Genomic DNA, 17465 nt, shown 5'->3' with positions numbered 1-17465 from the left:
GCCGTGCGCATGCACGTGCGAGGTGTCGGGCTGCCGGACGAGACCCCAATCGAGCTGTGGATCGTCGACGGGCGCATCAGCACCGAACCGGTCGCGGGGGCCGACACCGTCTTCGGCTCATCTGGTTTTCAGGGCTGGATCATCCCCGGCCTGGTGGACGCGCACTGCCACGTCGGGCTCGGCGAGCACGGCGAGATTCCGCTCGACGAGGCGATCGCCCAGGCCGAGATCGAACGCGACGTCGGTGCGCTGCTGTTGCGAGACTGCGGCTCACCCACCGACACCCGCAGCCTCGACGACCACGAGGACCTGCCGCGCATCATCCGGGCCGGAAAACATCTGGCCCGGCCCAAGCGGTATGCGGCGGGTTTCTCACGCGAGCTGGAAGACGAGTGGCAACTGCCCGAGGCGGTGGCGGAAGAGGCGCGGCGCGGCGATGGCTGGATCAAGCTGGTCGGCGACTGGATCGATCGCAGCGTCGGCGACCTCGCCCCGCTGTGGTCCGACGACGTGCTCAAGGCCGCGATCGACACCGCACACGCTCATGGCGCCCGGGTCACCGCGCACGTCTTCAGTGAGGACGCGCTGCCGGGGCTGGTCAAGGCCGGCATCGACTGCATCGAACACGGCACCGGCCTCACCGATGACACCATCGCGCTGATGCTCGAGCACGGAACCGTCTTGGTCCCCACGCTGGTCAACATCGTCGAGAATTTCCCGGGTATCGCCGACGCCGCCGCCGCGAAGTATCCGACCTACGCCGCTCACATGCGCGACCTGCATGCGCGCGGCCTATCGCGGATCGCCGCGGCCCGTGATGCGGGCGTGCCGATCTACGCCGGCAGTGACGCCGGCACCATGGTCGCGCCCGGGCGCATCGCCGACGAGATCGAAGCGCTCAAGGGCCTCGGAATGAGCCCGACCGATGCGTTGGGCGCGGGGTGCTGGGACGCCCGTCGCTGGCTGGGCCGCCCCGGGCTGGATCACGGCGCGTCCGCCGACCTGCTGTGCTACGCGGACGATCCGCGGTCGGGCCCGGCCGCGCTGCACCGTCCGGACCTGGTGATTCTGCGCGGCAAGGCGTTCCGCCCGCCGACGTAGTCCGGAATCGGGCCTGTTCACGGGGCTGACACGCCGAATTCCGGAAAAGATTGCGAGTGCTTGCTATCTATGTTACGGTCCAAGTCACCACGACAACTGGAGGCAAAAGTGGCTTACGACGTGATCATTCGCGAAGGCCTGTGGTTCGACGGCACCGGCAGCGCGCCGCAGACCCGCACGCTGGGTATCCGCGACGGCGTCGTGGCCACTGTGTCGGACGGGCCGCTGGACGAGACGGGCTGCCCCGAGGTGATCGACGCGGCCGGCAAGTGGATCGTGCCCGGCTTCATCGACGTGCACACCCACTACGACGCCGAGGTGCTGCTGGACCCGGGTCTGCGGGAGTCCGTGCGGCACGGTGTCACCACCGTGTTGCTCGGGAACTGCTCGTTGTCGACGGTCTACGCCAGCTCCGAGGACGCCGCCGACCTCTTCAGCCGCGTCGAGGCCGTGCCCCGCGAATTCGTCTACGGCGCCCTGCAGGACAAGACGTGGTCCACCGCGGCCGAATACATCGAGGCGATCGACGCCCTGCCACTCGGGCCGAATATCGGCTCGCTGCTTGGCCATTCGGACCTGCGGACCGCGGTGCTCGGGCTCGATCGGGCCACTGACGCCACTGTCTCGCCCACCGCCGCCGAGCTGGAGCAGATGGCGGCCCTGCTCGAGGAGGCGCTCGACGCCGGGGTGCTCGGCATGTCGGGAATGGACGCGGCCATCGACAAGCTCGACGGTGAGCGCTTCCGGTCGCGGGCGCTGCCGTCCACCTTCGCGACCTGGCGCGAGCGCCGCAGGCTCATCAAGGTGCTGCGCAAGCGCGGCCGCATGCTGCAGAGCGCGCCCAACGTGGCGAAGCCGTCGTCCGGCATGCTTTTCTTCCTGGCCAGCAGCCGGATCCTCAACCGCGGCAAGGGTGTTCGCATGAGCATGCTGGTATCCGCCGATGCCAAGTCGATGCCGCTGTCGGTATACGTCTTCGGCCCGGGGACCCGCTTGCTGAACAAGCTGCTCGGCGCCAGCGTGCGATTCCAGCATCTGCCGGTGCCGTTCGAGTTGTACTCCGACGGAATCGATCTGCCGGTCTTCGAGGAGTTCGGCGCCGGAACGGCCGCCCTGCACCTGCGGGACCAGTTGGAGCGCAACGAGTTACTGGCCGACAAGGAATACCGCCGGAAGTTCCGCAAGGAGTTCGACCGGATCAAACTCGGACCGTCGCTGTGGCACCGCGACTTCCACGACGCGGTAATCGTCGAGTGCCCCGATAAGTCGTTGATAGGCAAGAGCTTTGGGGCCATCGCCGACGAGCGCAAGCTGCACCCGCTCGACGCGTTTCTGGACGTGCTCGTCGAGAACGGCGAACGTAACGTCCGGTGGACGACCGTCGTGGCCAACCACCGCCCCAAGCTGCTTAACGCGCTCGCCAACGAGGGCAGCGTGCACATGGGCTTCTCGGATGCCGGTGCGCACCTGCGCAACATGGCCTTCTACAACTTCCCGGTGAAACTGCTCAAGCGGGTCCGGGACGCCCACCGGGCCGGCGCGCCGTTCATGTCCACCGAGCAGGCGGTACACCGCCTGACCGGTGAACTCGGCGAGTGGTTCGGCGTCGACGCCGGCACGCTGCGGCAGGGCGACCGCGCGGACTTCGTGGTGATCGACCCGGCCGGCCTGAACGAAGCGGTCGAGGGCTACTACGAGGAAGAGGTGCCGTTCTACGGGGGATTGCGGCGCATGGTCAATCGCAACGACGACGCCGTCGTCGCGACCGGTGTGGGCGGCGCCGTCGTCTTTCGGGGTTGCCAGGGCGGGGGCCAGTTCACGGACGGCTACGGCCGGACCGTGAAATCGGGCCGCTACCTGCGCGCGGGCCAGCGGCACCGGGGCCGGAGCGCCCTGAAAATCGGAGGCTGACGTGGCCAGAACCCAGCAGCAGCGTCGGGAAGAGACCGTGGGACGGCTGCTCGACGCCTGCATCGCCACCATCATCGAGGTCGGATACGCCCGGGCGTCGGCGGCCGTGATCACCAAGCGGGCCGGGGTGTCGGTGGGCGCCCTGTTCCGGCACTTCGAGACGATGGGCGATTTCATGGCCGCCACGGCGTCCGAGGCGCTGCGTCGTCAGCTCGAGACCTTCACCAAGCGGGTCGCCGAAATACCGGCCGATCGGCCGGCGCTCGAAGCCGCCCTGGCGATACTCCGCGACATCACCGCCGCCCCGAGCAACGCCGTGCTGTACGAACTGTTGGTCGCCGCACGCACCGACGAAAAGCTCAGGGCCACTTTGCAAACCGAGCTGCGCCAGTATTCCGCGAAGATTCACGACGCTGCCCGTACGCTGCCCGGGGCCGAAAGCTTCCCCGAGGAAACGTTCCCGGTTCTGGTCGCGTTGCTGACCAACGTGTTCGACGGGGCCGCGGTGGTGGAGGGGGTGCTGCCGCAGCCGCAGATCGCCGAGCAACGGATCCCGATGCTGATGACGCTGCTGTCCGCGGCGGCGCCGGATGCGGGCCTAACGCAATAGCTACAGCGAGCCGATGCCGGACTGCGGGCTTTGCGCGAATCCCCAGTCGAACAACGTCGCCGCCTGGTCCCAGTACGTCGGTCCGCCCTCTTTGATCAGGCCGTACATCATCGCGATGACCAGCCGACGGCCACCGCGGGCGGCGGCCCCGACAAAGGTCTTGCGAGCCGCGTTGGTGAACCCGGTCTTGCCGCCGATCGCGCCGGGGTAGCGCTGCAACAGCTCGTCCTGGTTGGTGATCGGGTGATCGCCGTTGTCGCCGGGGAACATCGCCGACGGCTCGGCGGTGATCTGCGCGAACACCGGGTTGGCCATCGCGGCGCGGAAGATGACGGCCAGGTCGTGCGCGGTCGATGCCCCGGACCCGCCGGGCCCGTCGAGCCCGGACGGCGTCGCGGCATGGGTGCTCGTGGCGCCGAGCGACGCGGCCTTGGCATTCATCTTGGCGACCGTGACGTCGGGCCCGCCCAGCATGTGCGCCAGCGTGTTGGCGGCGTCGTTACCCGAGACCAGCAGCAGGCCGTCGAGCAGCTGACGCGCGGTGTAGGTGCGGCCCGGTTTGATGCCGACGCAATTGCATTCCACCTGGGTGTCGGCCGCGTCGGCCACGACGGTGGAGTCCAGGCTCACCGAGTCGAGGACCACCTGGGCCAGCAGCGTCTTGATGGTGCTCGCCGGCGGGTGGGGCACGTTCTGGTCGCGGCCGGCCAGCACCTGACCGGTGTCGAGATCGGCGACGATCCAGGTCTGGGCCGGGCCGTCCGGGATCGGCACCGAGCCCACCGGCTGCATGCTGTCGGCCCAGGCCGTGGGACCGGTCGCACCGTAAGCCCCCACCGTGAGCAGGGCCGCGGCTGCGGCCATGACCTTGCGCATGGGGCGAAAGTCTAACTTCCGGGCCTGTTCGGCGTCGATTTTCGTCTACTGTCCGATGCATGTTGAGCCTGGCCGAGATTTCCGACCGCTTAGAGATCCAGCAGCTTCTGGTGGACTATTCCACAGCCATTGACCAGCGCCGATTCGACGACCTCGACCGGGTGTTCACCGAAGACGCCTACATCGACTACACCGCCCTCGGCGGCATCGAGGGCCACTACCCGGAGGTCAAGAAGTGGCTGTCTGAGGTGCTGCCGAACTTCCCGGTGTATGCGCACATGCTGGGCAACTTCTCGGTGCGGATCGACGGGGATAAGGCTTCGTCGCGGGTGATCTGCTTCAACCCGATGGTGCTCGGTGGGGACAAGGATCAGGTGTTGTTCTGCGGGCTCTGGTACGACGACGAGTTCGTCCGTACGCCCGAGGGCTGGCGGATGACCCGCCGGGTCGAGACCAAGGTCTTCCAGAAGGTCATGTAGGCGGCTCGGCGTCCTTCGCCGAGATTGTCGCCATGGCTGTGCCTTGCGCCCCGAACGCGACCATGACGGCAATCTGGGCGGTGATCGAGCGGATTTCTGGCGCGGCGCCCTGGTCTGGCACAATGGGCGGCTGTCCGCCGAGCGATTACGCATCGCTTCGTGGTCATACACGCGAGGCAAAACCGGATCCGGGCATCCCGCCCCGATCGCTGAATTGCAGCGTGACACACACAGGAGAACCCGCTTAACCATGGCTGTGAAGATCAAGCTGACTCGGCTTGGCAAGATCCGCAATCCCCAGTACCGCATCGCCGTCGCCGACGCGCGGACGCGGCGCGACGGTCGCTCCATCGAGGTCATCGGCCGCTACCACCCGAAGGAAGACCCGAGCCTCATCGAGATCAACTCCGAGCGCGCGCAGTACTGGCTGTCCGTGGGTGCTCAGCCCACCGAGCCCGTCCTCAAGCTGCTGAAGATCAGCGGCGACTGGCAGAAGTTCAAGGGCTTGCCGGGCGCCGAGGGCCGCTTGAAGGTCGCCCCGCCGAAGCCCAGCAAGCTCGAGCTGTTCAACGCCGCGCTGGCCGAGGCCGAGGGCGGTCCCACCACCGAGGCCGCGAAGCCGAAGAAGAAGTCGCCCGCCAAGAAGGCCGCCAAGGCCGCCGAGCCAGAGGCGGCGGCTGCCGCCGAGACGGCGGAGACCGCCGCCGAGGCCCCGCCGGCGGAGACGGCCGCCGAGGGCGGCGAGCAGGCCGCGCCGAGCGCCGAAAGCTGACTGACGTGAGCACGGTCGTCGTTGACGCAGTGGAGCACCTGGTCCGTGGGATTGTCGACAACCCCGACGATGTCCGGGTGGACATGGTGACCAGCCGCCGCGGCAGAACGGTCGAGGTCCACGTCCATCCCGACGACCTGGGCAAGGTGATCGGTCGCGGCGGACGCACCGCGACCGCGCTGCGCACCCTGGTCGCCGGTATCGGTGGCCGCGGTATCCGCGTCGACGTGGTGGACACCGACCAGTAGCCGCTGATGGAGCTCCGTTGGAGTTGACCGTCGGGCGCGTCGCGAAAGCGCACGGAATCGGCGGCGAGGTCGTCGTCGAGATCCGCACCGACGACCCCGCGACCCGCTTCGCGCCGGGTAACACCTTGCGCGGTAAGCCATCCCGCGGTGGTGAAGAACGTGACTTCGTCGTCGAGAGCGCGCGCGAGCATGGTGGGCGGCTGCTGTTGCGATTGGCCGGGGTGACGGACCGCGACACCGCCGACGCGCTGCGCGGCACCGTGTTCGTCGTCGACTCCGATGATCTGCCCCCCATCGATGAGCCGGACACCTACTACGACCACCAACTCGAAGGGCTGCACGTCCGCACGGTGACGGGCCAGGACGTCGGTGTCGTCGCCGAGGTGTTGCACACCGCCGGGGGTGAGCTGTTGGCGGTGCGCCGAGGCGACGGCGGGGAAGTGCTGGTGCCGTTCGTCGGCGCGATCGTCACGTCGGTGTCGCTCGACGACCGCAGTGTCGAGATCGATCCGCCCGAGGGCCTGCTGGATCTGGCATGAGAATCGACGTCGTCACGATCTTCCCGAACTTCCTGGACCCGTTGCGACAATCGTTGCCGGGCAAGGCGATTCAGTCGGGGCTGGTCGACCTGCAGGTGCACGATCTGCGGCGATGGACGCACGACGTGCATCGCTCGGTCGATGACGCGCCGTACGGCGGTGGCCCCGGGATGGTGATGAAGGCCCCCGTGTGGGGTGAAGCGCTGGACGAGATCTGTTCGGATAAAACCGTTCTGGTTGTTCCCACCCCCGCCGGTGCGTTGTTCACTCAGGCTGACGCCCAGCGGTGGAGCGCCGAGGAGCACCTGGTGTTCGCATGCGGCCGCTACGAGGGCATCGACCAGCGGGTCATCGAAGATGCCGCCCGGCGGATGCGGGTCGAGGAGGTCTCGATCGGCGACTATGTCCTGCCCGGCGGGGAGTCGGCGGCGGTGGTGATGATCGAAGCCGTGGTGCGCCTGCTCGAGGGCGTCCTCGGCAATCCGGCATCACATCGCGAGGATTCGCACTCCCCGGCGCTGGACCGACTGCTGGAGGGGCCCAGCTACACCCGGCCGCCGAGCTGGCGTGGGCTCGACGTTCCCGAGGTCTTGTTATCCGGCGACCACGCGCGCGTCGCCGCTTGGCGCCGGGAGGTCTCGCTGCAGCGCACCCGCGAACGCCGCCCGGAGCTGCTCGACGCGCCCGGGCAAGAGGATTAGAGCCCGCGCCCGAGCGGGTCGATCCGGCCCTCGGGAAATATCGTCCTGACCGCCCGGGTGATGGTCTCGCGGGCGGTGGCGTCGTCGGAGGGCTGCAGCGACTGCACCACCATGATGTAGCGACGGTCCGAGCCGATCACACCGGTCGACAAGTGCATCCAGTCGCTGCCGATGCAGCACATCCAGCCCTGCTTGACCGCCACCGGTTCGGCGTACAGCCCGTCGGGGATGCCGAAGCGTTGCGGATAACCGTCGAGCCCGTTCGGCGTGGACTGGGCCAGGTCGTCGACGATGACCTTCGCCTTGTCCGCCGGCAGCCCGCCCGATCCGTCGAGCAGCATCTCGTAGTAGCGGATCAGGTCGGTCGTCGTGCTCATCGTGTTCCACCAGCGTCCGTCGCTGGGCGGGGTGGTCGACGTGAGCCCGTAGCGCGCCGCGACCGCGGTGATGATGGCGTTCTCGCCGCCCTGGCCCCAGAACTTCTCCGCCGCGCCGTCGTCGGATGACCGCAACATGATGTCCAACGCCTGGCGGTCGTCCGCGCTCAGCGCGGCCCTGCCCTGCGATTCGTGCAGCAGCAGGTCGTCTGCGATGAACAGCTTGGCCACCGACGCGGTGCCGATGACCTGGCTGTTGCCGGTGGAGACCAGCTGGTGGGTCTTGCGATCGAGGATCGCCACCGAAAGGGCGGCTCCGCCGGCGGCGGCTTCGTTGGTTGCCTGCTGCACCCGCGCCTGCAGGCCGACCGGTCCCGGGGTGGTCAGCTGCGGTTCGGGTTGTTGCGGTGGCTTGACCGCCTCCAGCATGAGCTCGGCCGACTGTGGCGGCGGCTGGCGCAGACCGCGGTCGGGTGTGACGTAGACCGGCAGGCTGTATACCTTGGCCTGTACCTTCGCCTCGCATCCGGCGGCCACGATCAACGCCACCGCCGCTGTGGCGGTGAACAAAATCAGCGGCCGAACGCGCATTCCTCTCCTCCGTCGTGGCTCCGACGCACCCAAGTGCACGGGTGCGGGCCGCATCGCGCCACCTGTCCCGGCCATCACGCAAGGTCCGGAAGCGCGTTCTGGCCCCAGTCATATGTACCATTCACCAGCGTTTTCGGCTCGTTGCGAACCGCCTCCGACGCTGTGATTTTCGTGGCAAGCGTCCTGTCTGGCACAATTGACCAGTTGTCTCCAGCGGTTCCAGGCCGGCCGGGCCGCTTCTTGCCTGCTGCGAGATACGCCCTAGTTGCCCCTAACCCATCGGCTTGGCGACTGCCTCACATCCAGGTGAGAGCTGCTGCCGCAGGCCGCGACCGCAAGGAAGTGTCTTCTCAGATGAACCGCCTGGACTTCGTCGACCAAGCGTCGCTGCGCGACGACATCCCGGTTTTCGGCCCGGGTGACACCATCAACGTGCACGTCAAGGTCATCGAGGGCGCCAAGGAGCGTATCCAGGTGTTCAAGGGCGCGGTGATCCGTCGGCAGGGCGGCGGCATCCGCGAGACCTTCACCGTGCGCAAGGAGAGCTACGGCGTCGGCGTCGAGCGGACGTTTCCGGTGCATTCGCCGAACATCGACCACATCGAGGTGGTGACCCGTGGCGATGTCCGCCGCGCGAAGCTGTACTACCTGCGCGAGCTCCGCGGCAAGAAGGCCAAGATCAAGGAAAAGCGCTGAGCCGGGACGGCCGGGCGGCAGTCCCGGTCGGTTTACAGCGCGACAATCTGCGCTGGCTACTCTGATCTCGTGACCGATCCCACGGACTCATCTGAGCCCCAGTCCGCCCAGTCAGAGCCGAAGGTCTCCACCCGCATCCCGGACAGTCCCGAAGGCGAGTCGCCGAAGGTCCCCGAACCTGATGAGGCGCCCGACGAGGGTGCGCCGGAGCGCTCCAAGCGATCCACGCTGCGGGAATTCGCGCTGCTGGCGGTGATCGCGGTGGCCCTCTATTACGTCATGTTGACATTCGTGGCACGGCCCTACCTGATCCCCTCGGAATCGATGGAGCCCACGCTGCACGGGTGCACCGGTTGTGTCGGTGACCGGATCATGGTCGACAAGGTCAGCTATCGCTTCGACTCACCCCGCCCCGGCGACGTCATCGTCTTCAAGGGACCGCCGAACTGGAACCTCGGGTACAAGTCGATCCGGTCCAACAACACCGTGCTGCACTGGGCACAGGACGCGCTGTCCTTCATCGGCTTCGTGCCGCCCGACGAAAACGACTTGGTCAAGCGGGTCATCGCGGTCGGCGGACAGACGGTGCAGTGCCGGGCCGACACCGGCTTGACGGTCAACGGCAAGCCGCTCAAAGAGCCCTACCTGGATCCGGCCACCATGATGGCCGACCCGTCGGTGTATCCGTGCCTGGGCAGCGAGTTCGGGCCGGTCACCGTTCCGCAGGGCCGGCTGTGGGTGATGGGCGACAACCGGACGCACTCGGCGGACTCGCGCGCCCACTGCAACAGTGTCCCGGCCGAGGCGCTCAAGGGCGTGTTGTGCACGGGTGATCCCGCGTCGGGGACCGTGCCGGTGTCCAACGTGATCGGCAAGGCGAGGTTCATCGTGTGGCCGCCCGGGCGATGGGGTGGCGTGTCTTCGGTGAACCCCCAGCAGCATCAGTAGCCATGGCCACGACGTGGCCGCCGCGGACGGTGATCCGCAAGTCGTCGGGGTTGCGGACCCTGGAGTCGGCGCTGTACCGCAACGGTCTGGGGCCGGTGGCAGGCGTGGACGAAGTCGGCCGCGGCGCCTGCGCGGGCCCGCTGGTGGTGGCGGCCTGCGTGCTGGGGCCGGGGCGCCTGGAAAGCCTTGCCGCGCTTGATGATTCGAAAAAGCTCACCGAGAGTGCCCGGGAGAAGTTGTTCCCGCTGATCCGTCGTTACGCGGTGGCCTACCACGTGGTGTTCATCCCGCCGGCCGAGGTGGACCGGCGCGGCGTGCACGTCGCCAACATCGAAGGCATGCGCCGCGCCGTGGCGGGCCTGTCGCTGCGGCCCGGCTACGTGCTCAGCGACGGATTCCGGGTGCCCGGCCTGGCGGTGCCGTCGCTCCCGGTCATCGGCGGCGACGCGGTGGCGGCGTGCATCGCCGCGGCCAGCGTGCTGGCGAAGGTCAGCCGGGACCGGCTGATGGTCGCCATGGACGCCGACCATCCGGGCTACGGCTTCGCCGAGCACAAGGGCTACAGCACACCGGCGCACAGCACGGCGCTGACGCGGCTGGGTCCCTGCCCCGAACACCGCCATTCGTTCATCAATGTCCGGCGTGTGGCCATAGGGTCAGCAGGGTCGGGCGGACGCGTCGTGGCCGAATGCCGACCGGACCCTCGCCCGCGCGCGGTGGATATCGGTGAGGAAAGATGGGGCCAGGATTCCCCGGGCGGAACGCCGGGGGAAGTGTTTCTCCGAGAAGGACGTCTGAACAGATGAGTGCCGAGGATCTCGAAAAGTACGAAACCGAGATGGAGCTCTCGCTGTACCGCGAATACAAGGACATCGTCGGCCAGTTCAGCTTCGTCGTGGAAACCGAGCGGCGCTTCTACCTGGCCAACAGCGTGGAGATGGTGCCCCGCAACGCCGACGGCGAGGTGTACTTCGAGCTGCGACTGGCCGACGCCTGGGTGTGGGACATGTACCGCCCCGCGCGGTTCGTCAAGCAGGTGCGGGTGGTGACGTTCAAGGACGTCAACATCGAAGAGGTGGAAAAGCCCGAGCTGCGGCTGCCGGAGTAGCCCGGTTAGCCGTTCTCCTTGTCTTCCGCGGGCGGCAGTTCCCCGCGTCTCTCGATGACCTCCCGCGCCACATCGGCCAGTTTGATGTTCAGCGTCTGGGAGTGGCGTCGCAGCAGTTCAAACGCCTGCGTCTCGGTCATGTCGTGGAGCAGCATCAACATGCCGACCGCCTTACCGATCTCGCGGTTGCTCAGTAATCCGCGGCGCAGGCTGGTGGCGTCCTCGCCCTTCGCGACCGCATTGATGGCCACGCTGGCGAACGCGGCCAGCACCGCCGCGCGCCCGGCCGATTCGGCGTCGAACACGCCTGGGGTGTCGCTGAACAGATTGAGCGCGGCGCCCTTGCGTTTGTCCACCAGCAGCCGAAAGCCCATCGCCCCGCGCACCGGGGTCTCCGCCACCAGGACCTTCGCCAGCTGCGGCCACAGCGACGGCGTCGTCAGGTCCGGGTCGATCTGGGGGGTCTCCTCCTCGATCGCGTCGATGCACGGACCGTCCCCCGAACGCCGTTCCAGCTCGTCGATCTGCTGCGCCAGCTGGTCACTCGCGCCCACGGTGACGTAGCGGTCGCCATCACGCACCAACAGGCTGGCGTGGTCGCATCCGCGCACGACCAGGGTGGCGGCGATGCAGATGGCCGCATACATCTGGCCGGCGTCCGAGCCCTGGTAGATGATCTCGGCCAGCGCGGCGAACACCGTCCCGGGATCGGCCATTTCCCCGCCCGGCGTCGGCCCGCCTGCGGCAGTCGGTTCGTCCGCCATGTTGTGCCTCATTCCCTGCGCATTCGCAGTCTGACCCCGCGTTTCGATCGCCGTAGATTATCGGTCCTGGGCGCGACCCTCACACGCTGTTCGGTGCGATTGCGACGAATCCCACGCGCCTCGACCGCCACGCCCTCGGCCATCGAAAAGCAGCCGTTGCCGATACGGGTACCCGCGCGTCTTGCACTTACCAATCGGCGCGCCCGCGGCGGCGCCCGTCAGTGACATTTCCCACCGGGGGTTTCGGCGGGCGCCCGGCGGGAAAGAGCCTTCAAGTGGGAATTACCGTCGCGGTGACAGGGCCAACCGGCGAGATCGGTATGTCCGCGGTGACGGCGCTGGAGCGCGAACCCGCCGTGGACGCCATCATCGGGATGGCGCGCCGGCCGTTCGACCCGTCTTCGCGCGGCTGGCAGAAGACGACCTACCAGCAGGGCGACATCCTGGACCGCGAGGCCGTCGACGCCCTGGTGGCACAGGCCGACGTGGTCATCCACCTCGCCTTCATCATCATGGGGTCGCGGGAAGAGAGCGCCCGAATCAACCTGCAGGGCACCCGCAACGTGTTCGAGGCGACGGTCGCCAGCGAGCGGACACGGCGCCTGGTGTACACCTCCTCGGTGGCGGCCTACGGCTACCACGGCGACAACCCCCACCCGCTGACCGAGGACGTCCCGGCACGTGGGTCCGACGAGCACTACTACTCCGCGCAGAAGGCGGCGTGCGAGGCGCTGCTGGGCGAGATCACCAAGGACTCGCCCCTCGAGGTGTTCGTGCTGCGGCCGTGCATCGTCGCCGGGCCCAATGCCACCGTCCTGGCCGACGCCATGCCGTGGAACCAGTTGCCGGGCCCGATGCGCGCCGTGGTCAAGGCGGTGCCGATTTTGAAGCCGGTCGTCCCGGATCCGGGCATCCCGTTGCAGCTGGTGCACCACGACGACGTGGCGAGCGCGATCGCGCTGGCGGCCACCACCCCGGCGCCGCCCGGCGCGTACAACATCGCCGGGGACGGCGTGGTGACGGTGGGGGATGTGGCCAGGGCGCTGGGCGGCCGCCCGGTGCGGGTGCCGGCCGTCGCGGCTTCGGCGGCTTCGGCGGCGCTGTCGCGGGTGCCGCTGGTCCCGTCCATGCTGGAATGGCTGCACACCGCGCGCACCTCGATGGTCATGGACACCACCAAAGCGCGCACCCAGCTGGGCTGGCGGCCGGTCCACTCGTCGGCGGAAACCCTGAGGGCGCTGGCTTCGGCGGTGTGACGCCGACCAGGGTAGTTTGGCTGCGTGAGGTTCCAGCGTTTAGCCGCGATCCCGGCTGACGGTGAATTCGCCTAGTGCGGCACGTAACTGCGCGCCGGCGGGTAAAGCATCTCACCGCCGGGAAAGCGATCAGCCGGCCGGAGACGCTGGTCGTCGAGGAGCCGCTGGAGATCCGGGTGAACGGCGCGGCGGTCACCGTGACGATGCGCACCCCGGGCGCGGATTTCGAACTGGCCCAAGGCTTTCTGCTCACCGAAGGGATCATCACCGGCCGCGACGACGTGCTGACCATCCGGTATTGCGGGGGCGCCGTCGAGGGCACGAACACCTATAACGTGCTCGACGTGACACTGGCCGCCGGCGTCACGGTGCCGACCCTCGACGTGACCCGCAACTTCTACACCACCTCGTCGTGCGGGGTGTGTGGCAAGGCGTCGCTGGACGCCGTGCGGCTGATCGGCCGCTTCTCACCCGGCGCGGACCCCGCAGCCGTCACGGCGGCCACCCTCGCGGCGATGCCCGACCAATTGCGTTCGGCGCAAAAGGTTTTCGACAGCACCGGTGGCCTGCACGCAGCGGCGTTGTTCGACGTCGACGGCACCATGCTGGCGGTGCGGGAGGACGTCGGCAGGCACAACGCGGTCGACAAGGTCATCGGCTGGGCGCTGGAACATCGGCGGGTGCCGCTGGTCGGCTCGGTGCTGCTGGTCAGTGGGCGGGCCTCCTTCGAATTGACGCAGAAAGCTGTGCTGGCCGGGATCCCGGTGCTGGCCGCGGTGTCCGCGCCGTCGTCGCTGGCGGTCTCGTTGGCCGAGGAGTCCGGCATCACGCTGGTCGCCTTCCTGCGTGAGGACTCGATGAACATCTACACCAGGGCCGATCGCATCAGCTAGTCGTCTTCGGCTCGGTTGTGCATGCAGACGGTACTGGGGATAACCGGCCGTCGCGGCTGGATCGCAGGCGTCGCTGCCGCCCGCCGTGTCGGGGTCGTCTGAGCACATTGGCTCCCATGACAACCGAAACGACTTTGACTCGGGCCCAACTCGGGGCGATGGGCGAGGCGCTCGCCGTGGATCACCTGAAGAGGATGGGATTGTCCATCCTGCAACGTAACTGGCGCTGCCGCTACGGCGAACTCGACGTCATCGCCAGCGACGAGGCCACCCGCACGGTGGTGTTCGTCGAGGTGAAAACCCGTACCGGGGACGGCTACGGCGGGCTGGCCTACGCGGTCACCGAGCGTAAGGTTCGCCGGCTGCGCCGCCTGGCCGGCCTGTGGCTGGCCGGCCAGGGCAAGCGCTGGGCGGCGCTACGGATCGACGTGATCCAGGTGCGGATCGGTCGCCGGCGCACACCCGAAATCACCCATTTGCAAGGGATCGGCTGATGGCGCTGGGTCGGGCGTTCTCGGTCGCCGTGCGCGGGGTGGACGGCCAAATCGTGGAGATCGAAGCCGACATCACCTCTGGACTGCCGGGCGTGCATTTGGTGGGTCTGCCCGACGCCGCCCTGCAGGAGTCCCGCGACCGGGTCAGGGCGGCGGTCGCCAATTGCGGCAACAGCTGGCCGATGGCGCGGCTCACGCTGGCGCTGTCCCCGGCGACGCTGCCCAAGATGGGTTCCGTCTACGACATCGCCCTGGCCGCGGCCGTCCTGTCGGCGCAACGGAAGAACCCGTGGGACCGCCTGGACAAGACGGTGCTGCTGGGGGAGCTCTCGCTGGACGGACGGGTCCGTCCGGTGCGCGGCATACTGCCGGCGGTGCTGGCCGCCAAACGCGACGGCTGGCCGGCCGTCGTCGTCCCGGTGGACAACCTCGCCGAGGCCAGCCTGGTCGACGGCATCGACGTCTGGGGCGTGCGCACGCTGGGGCAGCTGCAGAAGTGGCTCAGCGGGTCCGCCGCTCTGGACAACAGGATCACCGCGACGGCCACCGCACCCGAGGCCTCGGCGGATCTCTCCGATGTGGTGGGGCAGACGCAGGCGCGCTTCGCGGTGGAGGTCGCGGCCGCCGGGTCGCATCACCTCATGCTCACCGGCCCGCCGGGCGTCGGGAAAACGATGCTCGCGCAACGGCTTCCGGGCCTGTTACCGCCGCTGTCGGAGAGCGAGTCGCTGGAAGTCACCGCAATTCACTCCGTGGCCGGGCTGCTGTCGGGGGACACCCCGCTGATCACCACGCCGCCGTTCGTGGCGCCACATCACAGCTCCAGCGTGGCGGCGCTCGTCGGCGGCGGTTCAGGCATGGCGCGCCCGGGCGCGGTCAGCCGGGCGCACCGCGGGGTGCTCTTTCTCGACGAGTGCGCCGAAATCAGCGTCAGCGCGCTGGATGCATTGCGAACGCCGTTGGAAGACGGCGAGATTCGGCTCGCTCGCCGCGATGGGGTGGCCTGTTATCCGGCCCGGTTCCAGCTGGTGTTGGCGGCCAACCTGTGCCCGTGCGCCCCCGCCGATCCGCAGGACTGCATTTGCGCGGCGGCGGTCAAGCGTCGCTACCTGGGCAAGCTGTCCGGGCCGCTGCTCGACCGGGTGGACCTGCGGGTGGAGATGCATGCGGTGCGCGCGGGCGCCTTCGCGGGCACCGAAGCCGAATCGACGGCACAGGTTCGCCGGCGGGTGGCGCAGGCCCGCGCGGCCGCGGCCGAGCGGTGGCGGCCGCACGGATTCCGCACCAACGGCGAAGTGAGCGGGGTGCTGTTGCGCCGCAAGTTCCGGCCCGGCAACGCCGCGATGGAACCGCTGCAGAAAGCGCTGGACCGCGGGCTGCTCAGCATCCGCGGCCTGGACCGCACCCTGCGGGTCGCGTGGAGCCTGACCGACTTAGCCGGCGGGGTATCGCCCGGGCCCGAGGAGGTCGCGGCCGCGCTCAGCTTCCGGCAGCCGGGAGCGCGGCGATGAGCGCCGGGCCCGGGTCACCAGTACGCCTTCGCCAGCCAGTCGTTGTGCCCGCCCCGGACCGCAATCGCGACGGTCACCAGGATGGCGAACGCCCTGGCGAACTGGGCCATCGCGCGGCCGCCCTCGCCGCGCTGTTCCATGTCGCGCAGCGCCACGGCCGCGAGCGCGCCGCTCAGGATCGGAATCGGCAAGCCGCACCAACTGACCAGGCTCAGAGTGAACGCCGCGACCGCCCAGGGGTTTACGGGGCGGGCGGGCGCGGCGAGCTGGGTCGGCTGGCAGACGATCATTGTTCGCTCCGTTCCTTGCCGGCGGCGCGATGGCGAATGGGGGTCGACGACAACACATTCGCGTACGGGGCTATACGGATCCTTGGCGAATTCTTGGACACCGGAGCACGGCGATGCTGACCGCGGTCGACGATCCCGTGCTGCGCGCGTGGGCATACCTGTCCCGGGTGGCCGAGCCGCCCTGCACCGAGCTCGCCAGCCTGGTGCGAAGTGTTGGTCCGGTGGAGGCGGCCGACCGGGTCCGCCGCGGACTGGTGGACGACGGCCTGGCGCGGCACACCGAAGCGCGGCGCGAAATCGACCGCGCCGCCGCGGACCTCGAGCTGCTCGCCCGCCGGGGCGGACGGTTGATCACCCCCGACGACGACGAGTGGCCGCTGTTGGCGTTCGCCGCGTTCGGGAATGCCGCCGCGAAAGCTCGCGGCGGGGAGCCGATGGTGTTGTGGGCGCAGGGCCCGAGCCGGCTCGACGAGGTCGCGCACCGGGCCGCCGCCGTGGTGGGCACTCGGGCGGCGACGGCCTACGGCGAGCAGGTGGCCGAGGACCTGGCGGCGGGGCTGGCGCAACGCGAGGTCGCGGTCGTGTCCGGTGGCGCCTACGGCATCGACGGCGCGGCACACCGGGCGGTGCTGAACGCGGACGGAATCACCGTGGCCGTTCTCGCCGGCGGGCTCGACATTCCCTATCCGAGTGGTCACACGGCGTTGCTGCACCGGGTGGGGCAACACGGGCTGCTCTTCACCGAATACCCGCCCGGTGTCCGGCCGGCCCGCCACCGATTCCTGACCCGCAATCGCCTGGTGGCCGCCGTCGCGGGGGCCGCGGTGGTGGTGGAAGCCGGGCTGCGCAGCGGCGCCGCGAACACCGCCGCCTGGGCGAGGGCGCTGGGCCGGGTGGTGGCCGCCGTGCCCGGTCCCGTGACGTCGTCCGCGTCGGCCGGGTGCCATGCGCTGCTGCGCAACGGCGCCGAACTGGTGACCCGGGCCGACCACATCGTCGAGCTGATCGGCCGCATCGGCGAGCTGGCGGCCGAGGAGCCGCGCCCGACGACGGCGCTCGACGCGCTCAGCGACGACGAGCGCCGGGTGTACGAGGCGCTGCCGGGCCGCGGCGACGCCGCCGTCGAGCAACTCGCGGTCGCTTCGGGGCTGGCGCCCGAGCGGGTGTTGGGGCCGCTGGCGATCCTCGAGCTGGCCGGGTTGGTGCAGCGCCAGGAGGGCAAGTGGCGACTTGTGCGGGCCGCAAGGGGTCAAGCTGCATCGACGACGCGGCTCGTATAGTCGACGGGGGTCGGGCGGGG

General features: G+C 69.0%; 21 protein-coding genes. 17 read left to right on the top strand and 4 right to left on the bottom strand.

From position 1 onward, the window contains the following. Positions 1–9: 9 nt before the first annotated feature. The 3 genes from H7J89_RS05565 to H7J89_RS05555 all read left to right on the top strand — a co-directional run bounded on the left by H7J89_RS05565 (position 10) and on the right by H7J89_RS05555 (position 3622). Positions 10–1101 (top strand): metal-dependent hydrolase family protein, encoded by a 1092-nt coding sequence (locus H7J89_RS05565; protein ID WP_264040028.1) that lies wholly within the window; start codon positions 10–12, stop codon positions 1099–1101. A 69-nt stretch (positions 1102–1170) separates the two neighbouring features. Further along, a complete protein-coding gene (locus H7J89_RS05560) occupies positions 1171–3012 on the top strand; it encodes an N-acyl-D-amino-acid deacylase family protein (RefSeq protein WP_264037274.1) in 1842 nt (613 codons plus the stop codon). A 1-nt stretch (position 3013) separates the two neighbouring features. Continuing rightward, complete coding sequence (locus tag H7J89_RS05555; RefSeq protein WP_264037272.1) at positions 3014–3622, top strand: TetR/AcrR family transcriptional regulator; 609 nt, start codon at positions 3014–3016, stop codon at positions 3620–3622. Here H7J89_RS05555 and H7J89_RS05550 read toward each other — a convergent pair whose 3' ends face one another. Further along, complete coding sequence (locus H7J89_RS05550; RefSeq protein WP_264037270.1) at positions 3623–4498, bottom strand: D-alanyl-D-alanine carboxypeptidase family protein; 876 nt, start codon at positions 4496–4498, stop codon at positions 3623–3625. A gap of 59 nt (positions 4499–4557) precedes the next feature. Here H7J89_RS05550 and H7J89_RS05545 point away from each other — a divergent pair, with 59 nt between their 5' ends. The 5 genes from H7J89_RS05545 to trmD all read left to right on the top strand — a co-directional run bounded on the left by H7J89_RS05545 (position 4558) and on the right by trmD (position 7237). Then, on the top strand, positions 4558–4977 hold the full coding sequence (locus H7J89_RS05545; protein ID WP_264037268.1) for a nuclear transport factor 2 family protein: 420 nt from the start codon (positions 4558–4560) through the stop codon (positions 4975–4977). 250 nt (positions 4978–5227) lie between these two features. Then, positions 5228–5749, top strand: a complete 522-nt coding sequence (gene rpsP / locus H7J89_RS05540) for a 30S ribosomal protein S16 (protein ID WP_264037266.1) — start codon at positions 5228–5230, stop codon at positions 5747–5749. 5 nt (positions 5750–5754) lie between these two features. After that, positions 5755–5997 (top strand): RNA-binding protein, encoded by a 243-nt coding sequence (locus tag H7J89_RS05535; protein WP_003878715.1) that lies wholly within the window; start codon positions 5755–5757, stop codon positions 5995–5997. A gap of 17 nt (positions 5998–6014) precedes the next feature. After that, positions 6015–6536 carry a ribosome maturation factor RimM gene (gene rimM, locus H7J89_RS05530; RefSeq protein ID WP_264037264.1) on the top strand — a complete coding sequence of 174 codons (522 nt, stop codon included), beginning with the start codon at positions 6015–6017 and terminating at the stop codon, positions 6534–6536. Beyond that, entirely contained in the window at positions 6533–7237 is a 705-nt protein-coding gene (gene trmD / locus H7J89_RS05525) for a tRNA (guanosine(37)-N1)-methyltransferase TrmD (protein ID WP_264037262.1), read from the top strand. The genes rimM and trmD overlap by 4 nt, the downstream gene beginning before the upstream one ends. On the opposite strand, the gene H7J89_RS05520 is transcribed toward trmD, so the two are convergent. Further along, the gene (locus tag H7J89_RS05520; RefSeq protein WP_264037260.1) at positions 7234–8205 is read right to left on the bottom strand and encodes a serine hydrolase; all 972 of its coding nucleotides are present in this window, start codon (positions 8203–8205) and stop codon (positions 7234–7236) included. The two genes, trmD and H7J89_RS05520, sit on opposite strands and share 4 nt — an antisense overlap. Before the next feature lie 354 nt (positions 8206–8559). On the opposite strand from H7J89_RS05520, the gene rplS reads away from it, so the two are divergent. From rplS to H7J89_RS05500, 4 genes are all read left to right on the top strand, one after another. Next, positions 8560–8901: a 50S ribosomal protein L19 gene (gene rplS, locus H7J89_RS05515; RefSeq protein ID WP_007171386.1), complete on the top strand. Its 342-nt coding sequence runs from the start codon at positions 8560–8562 to the stop codon at positions 8899–8901. Between the two features lie 69 nt (positions 8902–8970). After that, complete coding sequence (gene lepB, locus H7J89_RS05510; RefSeq protein ID WP_264037257.1) at positions 8971–9849, top strand: signal peptidase I; 879 nt, start codon at positions 8971–8973, stop codon at positions 9847–9849. A gap of 2 nt (positions 9850–9851) precedes the next feature. Continuing rightward, positions 9852–10655 (top strand): ribonuclease HII, encoded by an 804-nt coding sequence (locus H7J89_RS05505; protein ID WP_264037255.1) that lies wholly within the window; start codon positions 9852–9854, stop codon positions 10653–10655. After that, the gene (locus H7J89_RS05500) at positions 10652–10957 is read left to right on the top strand and encodes a DUF2469 domain-containing protein (RefSeq protein ID WP_264037253.1); all 306 of its coding nucleotides are present in this window, start codon (positions 10652–10654) and stop codon (positions 10955–10957) included. Before H7J89_RS05505 ends, H7J89_RS05500 begins: the two co-directional genes overlap by 4 nt. Before the next feature lie 5 nt (positions 10958–10962). On the opposite strand, the gene H7J89_RS05495 is transcribed toward H7J89_RS05500, so the two are convergent. Beyond that, positions 10963–11721, bottom strand: coding sequence for a GAF and ANTAR domain-containing protein (locus tag H7J89_RS05495; RefSeq protein WP_264037251.1), 759 nt, complete (start codon positions 11719–11721; stop codon positions 10963–10965). Positions 11722–11996: 275 nt separating this feature from the next. Here H7J89_RS05495 and H7J89_RS05490 point away from each other — a divergent pair, with 275 nt between their 5' ends. The 4 genes from H7J89_RS05490 to H7J89_RS05475 all read left to right on the top strand — a co-directional run bounded on the left by H7J89_RS05490 (position 11997) and on the right by H7J89_RS05475 (position 15875). Next, complete coding sequence (locus tag H7J89_RS05490) at positions 11997–12977, top strand: SDR family oxidoreductase (protein ID WP_264037250.1); 981 nt, start codon at positions 11997–11999, stop codon at positions 12975–12977. A gap of 74 nt (positions 12978–13051) precedes the next feature. Beyond that, positions 13052–13870 (top strand): formate dehydrogenase accessory sulfurtransferase FdhD, encoded by an 819-nt coding sequence (gene fdhD / locus H7J89_RS05485; protein ID WP_264037249.1) that lies wholly within the window; start codon positions 13052–13054, stop codon positions 13868–13870. Between the two features lie 116 nt (positions 13871–13986). Further along, positions 13987–14364 (top strand): YraN family protein, encoded by a 378-nt coding sequence (locus tag H7J89_RS05480; protein ID WP_264037247.1) that lies wholly within the window; start codon positions 13987–13989, stop codon positions 14362–14364. Further along, positions 14364–15875, top strand: coding sequence for a YifB family Mg chelatase-like AAA ATPase (locus tag H7J89_RS05475; protein ID WP_264037245.1), 1512 nt, complete (start codon positions 14364–14366; stop codon positions 15873–15875). The genes H7J89_RS05480 and H7J89_RS05475 overlap by 1 nt, the downstream gene beginning before the upstream one ends. Positions 15876–15889: 14 nt before the next feature. Here H7J89_RS05475 and H7J89_RS05470 read toward each other — a convergent pair whose 3' ends face one another. Then, the gene (locus H7J89_RS05470) at positions 15890–16165 is read right to left on the bottom strand and encodes a DUF4190 domain-containing protein (protein ID WP_264037244.1); all 276 of its coding nucleotides are present in this window, start codon (positions 16163–16165) and stop codon (positions 15890–15892) included. Between the two features lie 113 nt (positions 16166–16278). On the opposite strand from H7J89_RS05470, the gene dprA reads away from it, so the two are divergent. Then, positions 16279–17445, top strand: a complete 1167-nt coding sequence (gene dprA / locus H7J89_RS05465) for a DNA-processing protein DprA (RefSeq protein ID WP_264037241.1) — start codon at positions 16279–16281, stop codon at positions 17443–17445. The last annotated feature ends 20 nt before the right edge of the window (positions 17446–17465 follow it).

The sequence above is a fragment of the Mycobacterium paraffinicum genome (assembly GCF_025822865.1).
In the GTDB taxonomy this organism is placed as follows: domain Bacteria; phylum Actinomycetota; class Actinomycetes; order Mycobacteriales; family Mycobacteriaceae; genus Mycobacterium; species Mycobacterium paraffinicum.
Note: the sequence above shows the minus strand (reverse complement) of the source record. Positions and strands in the feature narration are given on the sequence as shown.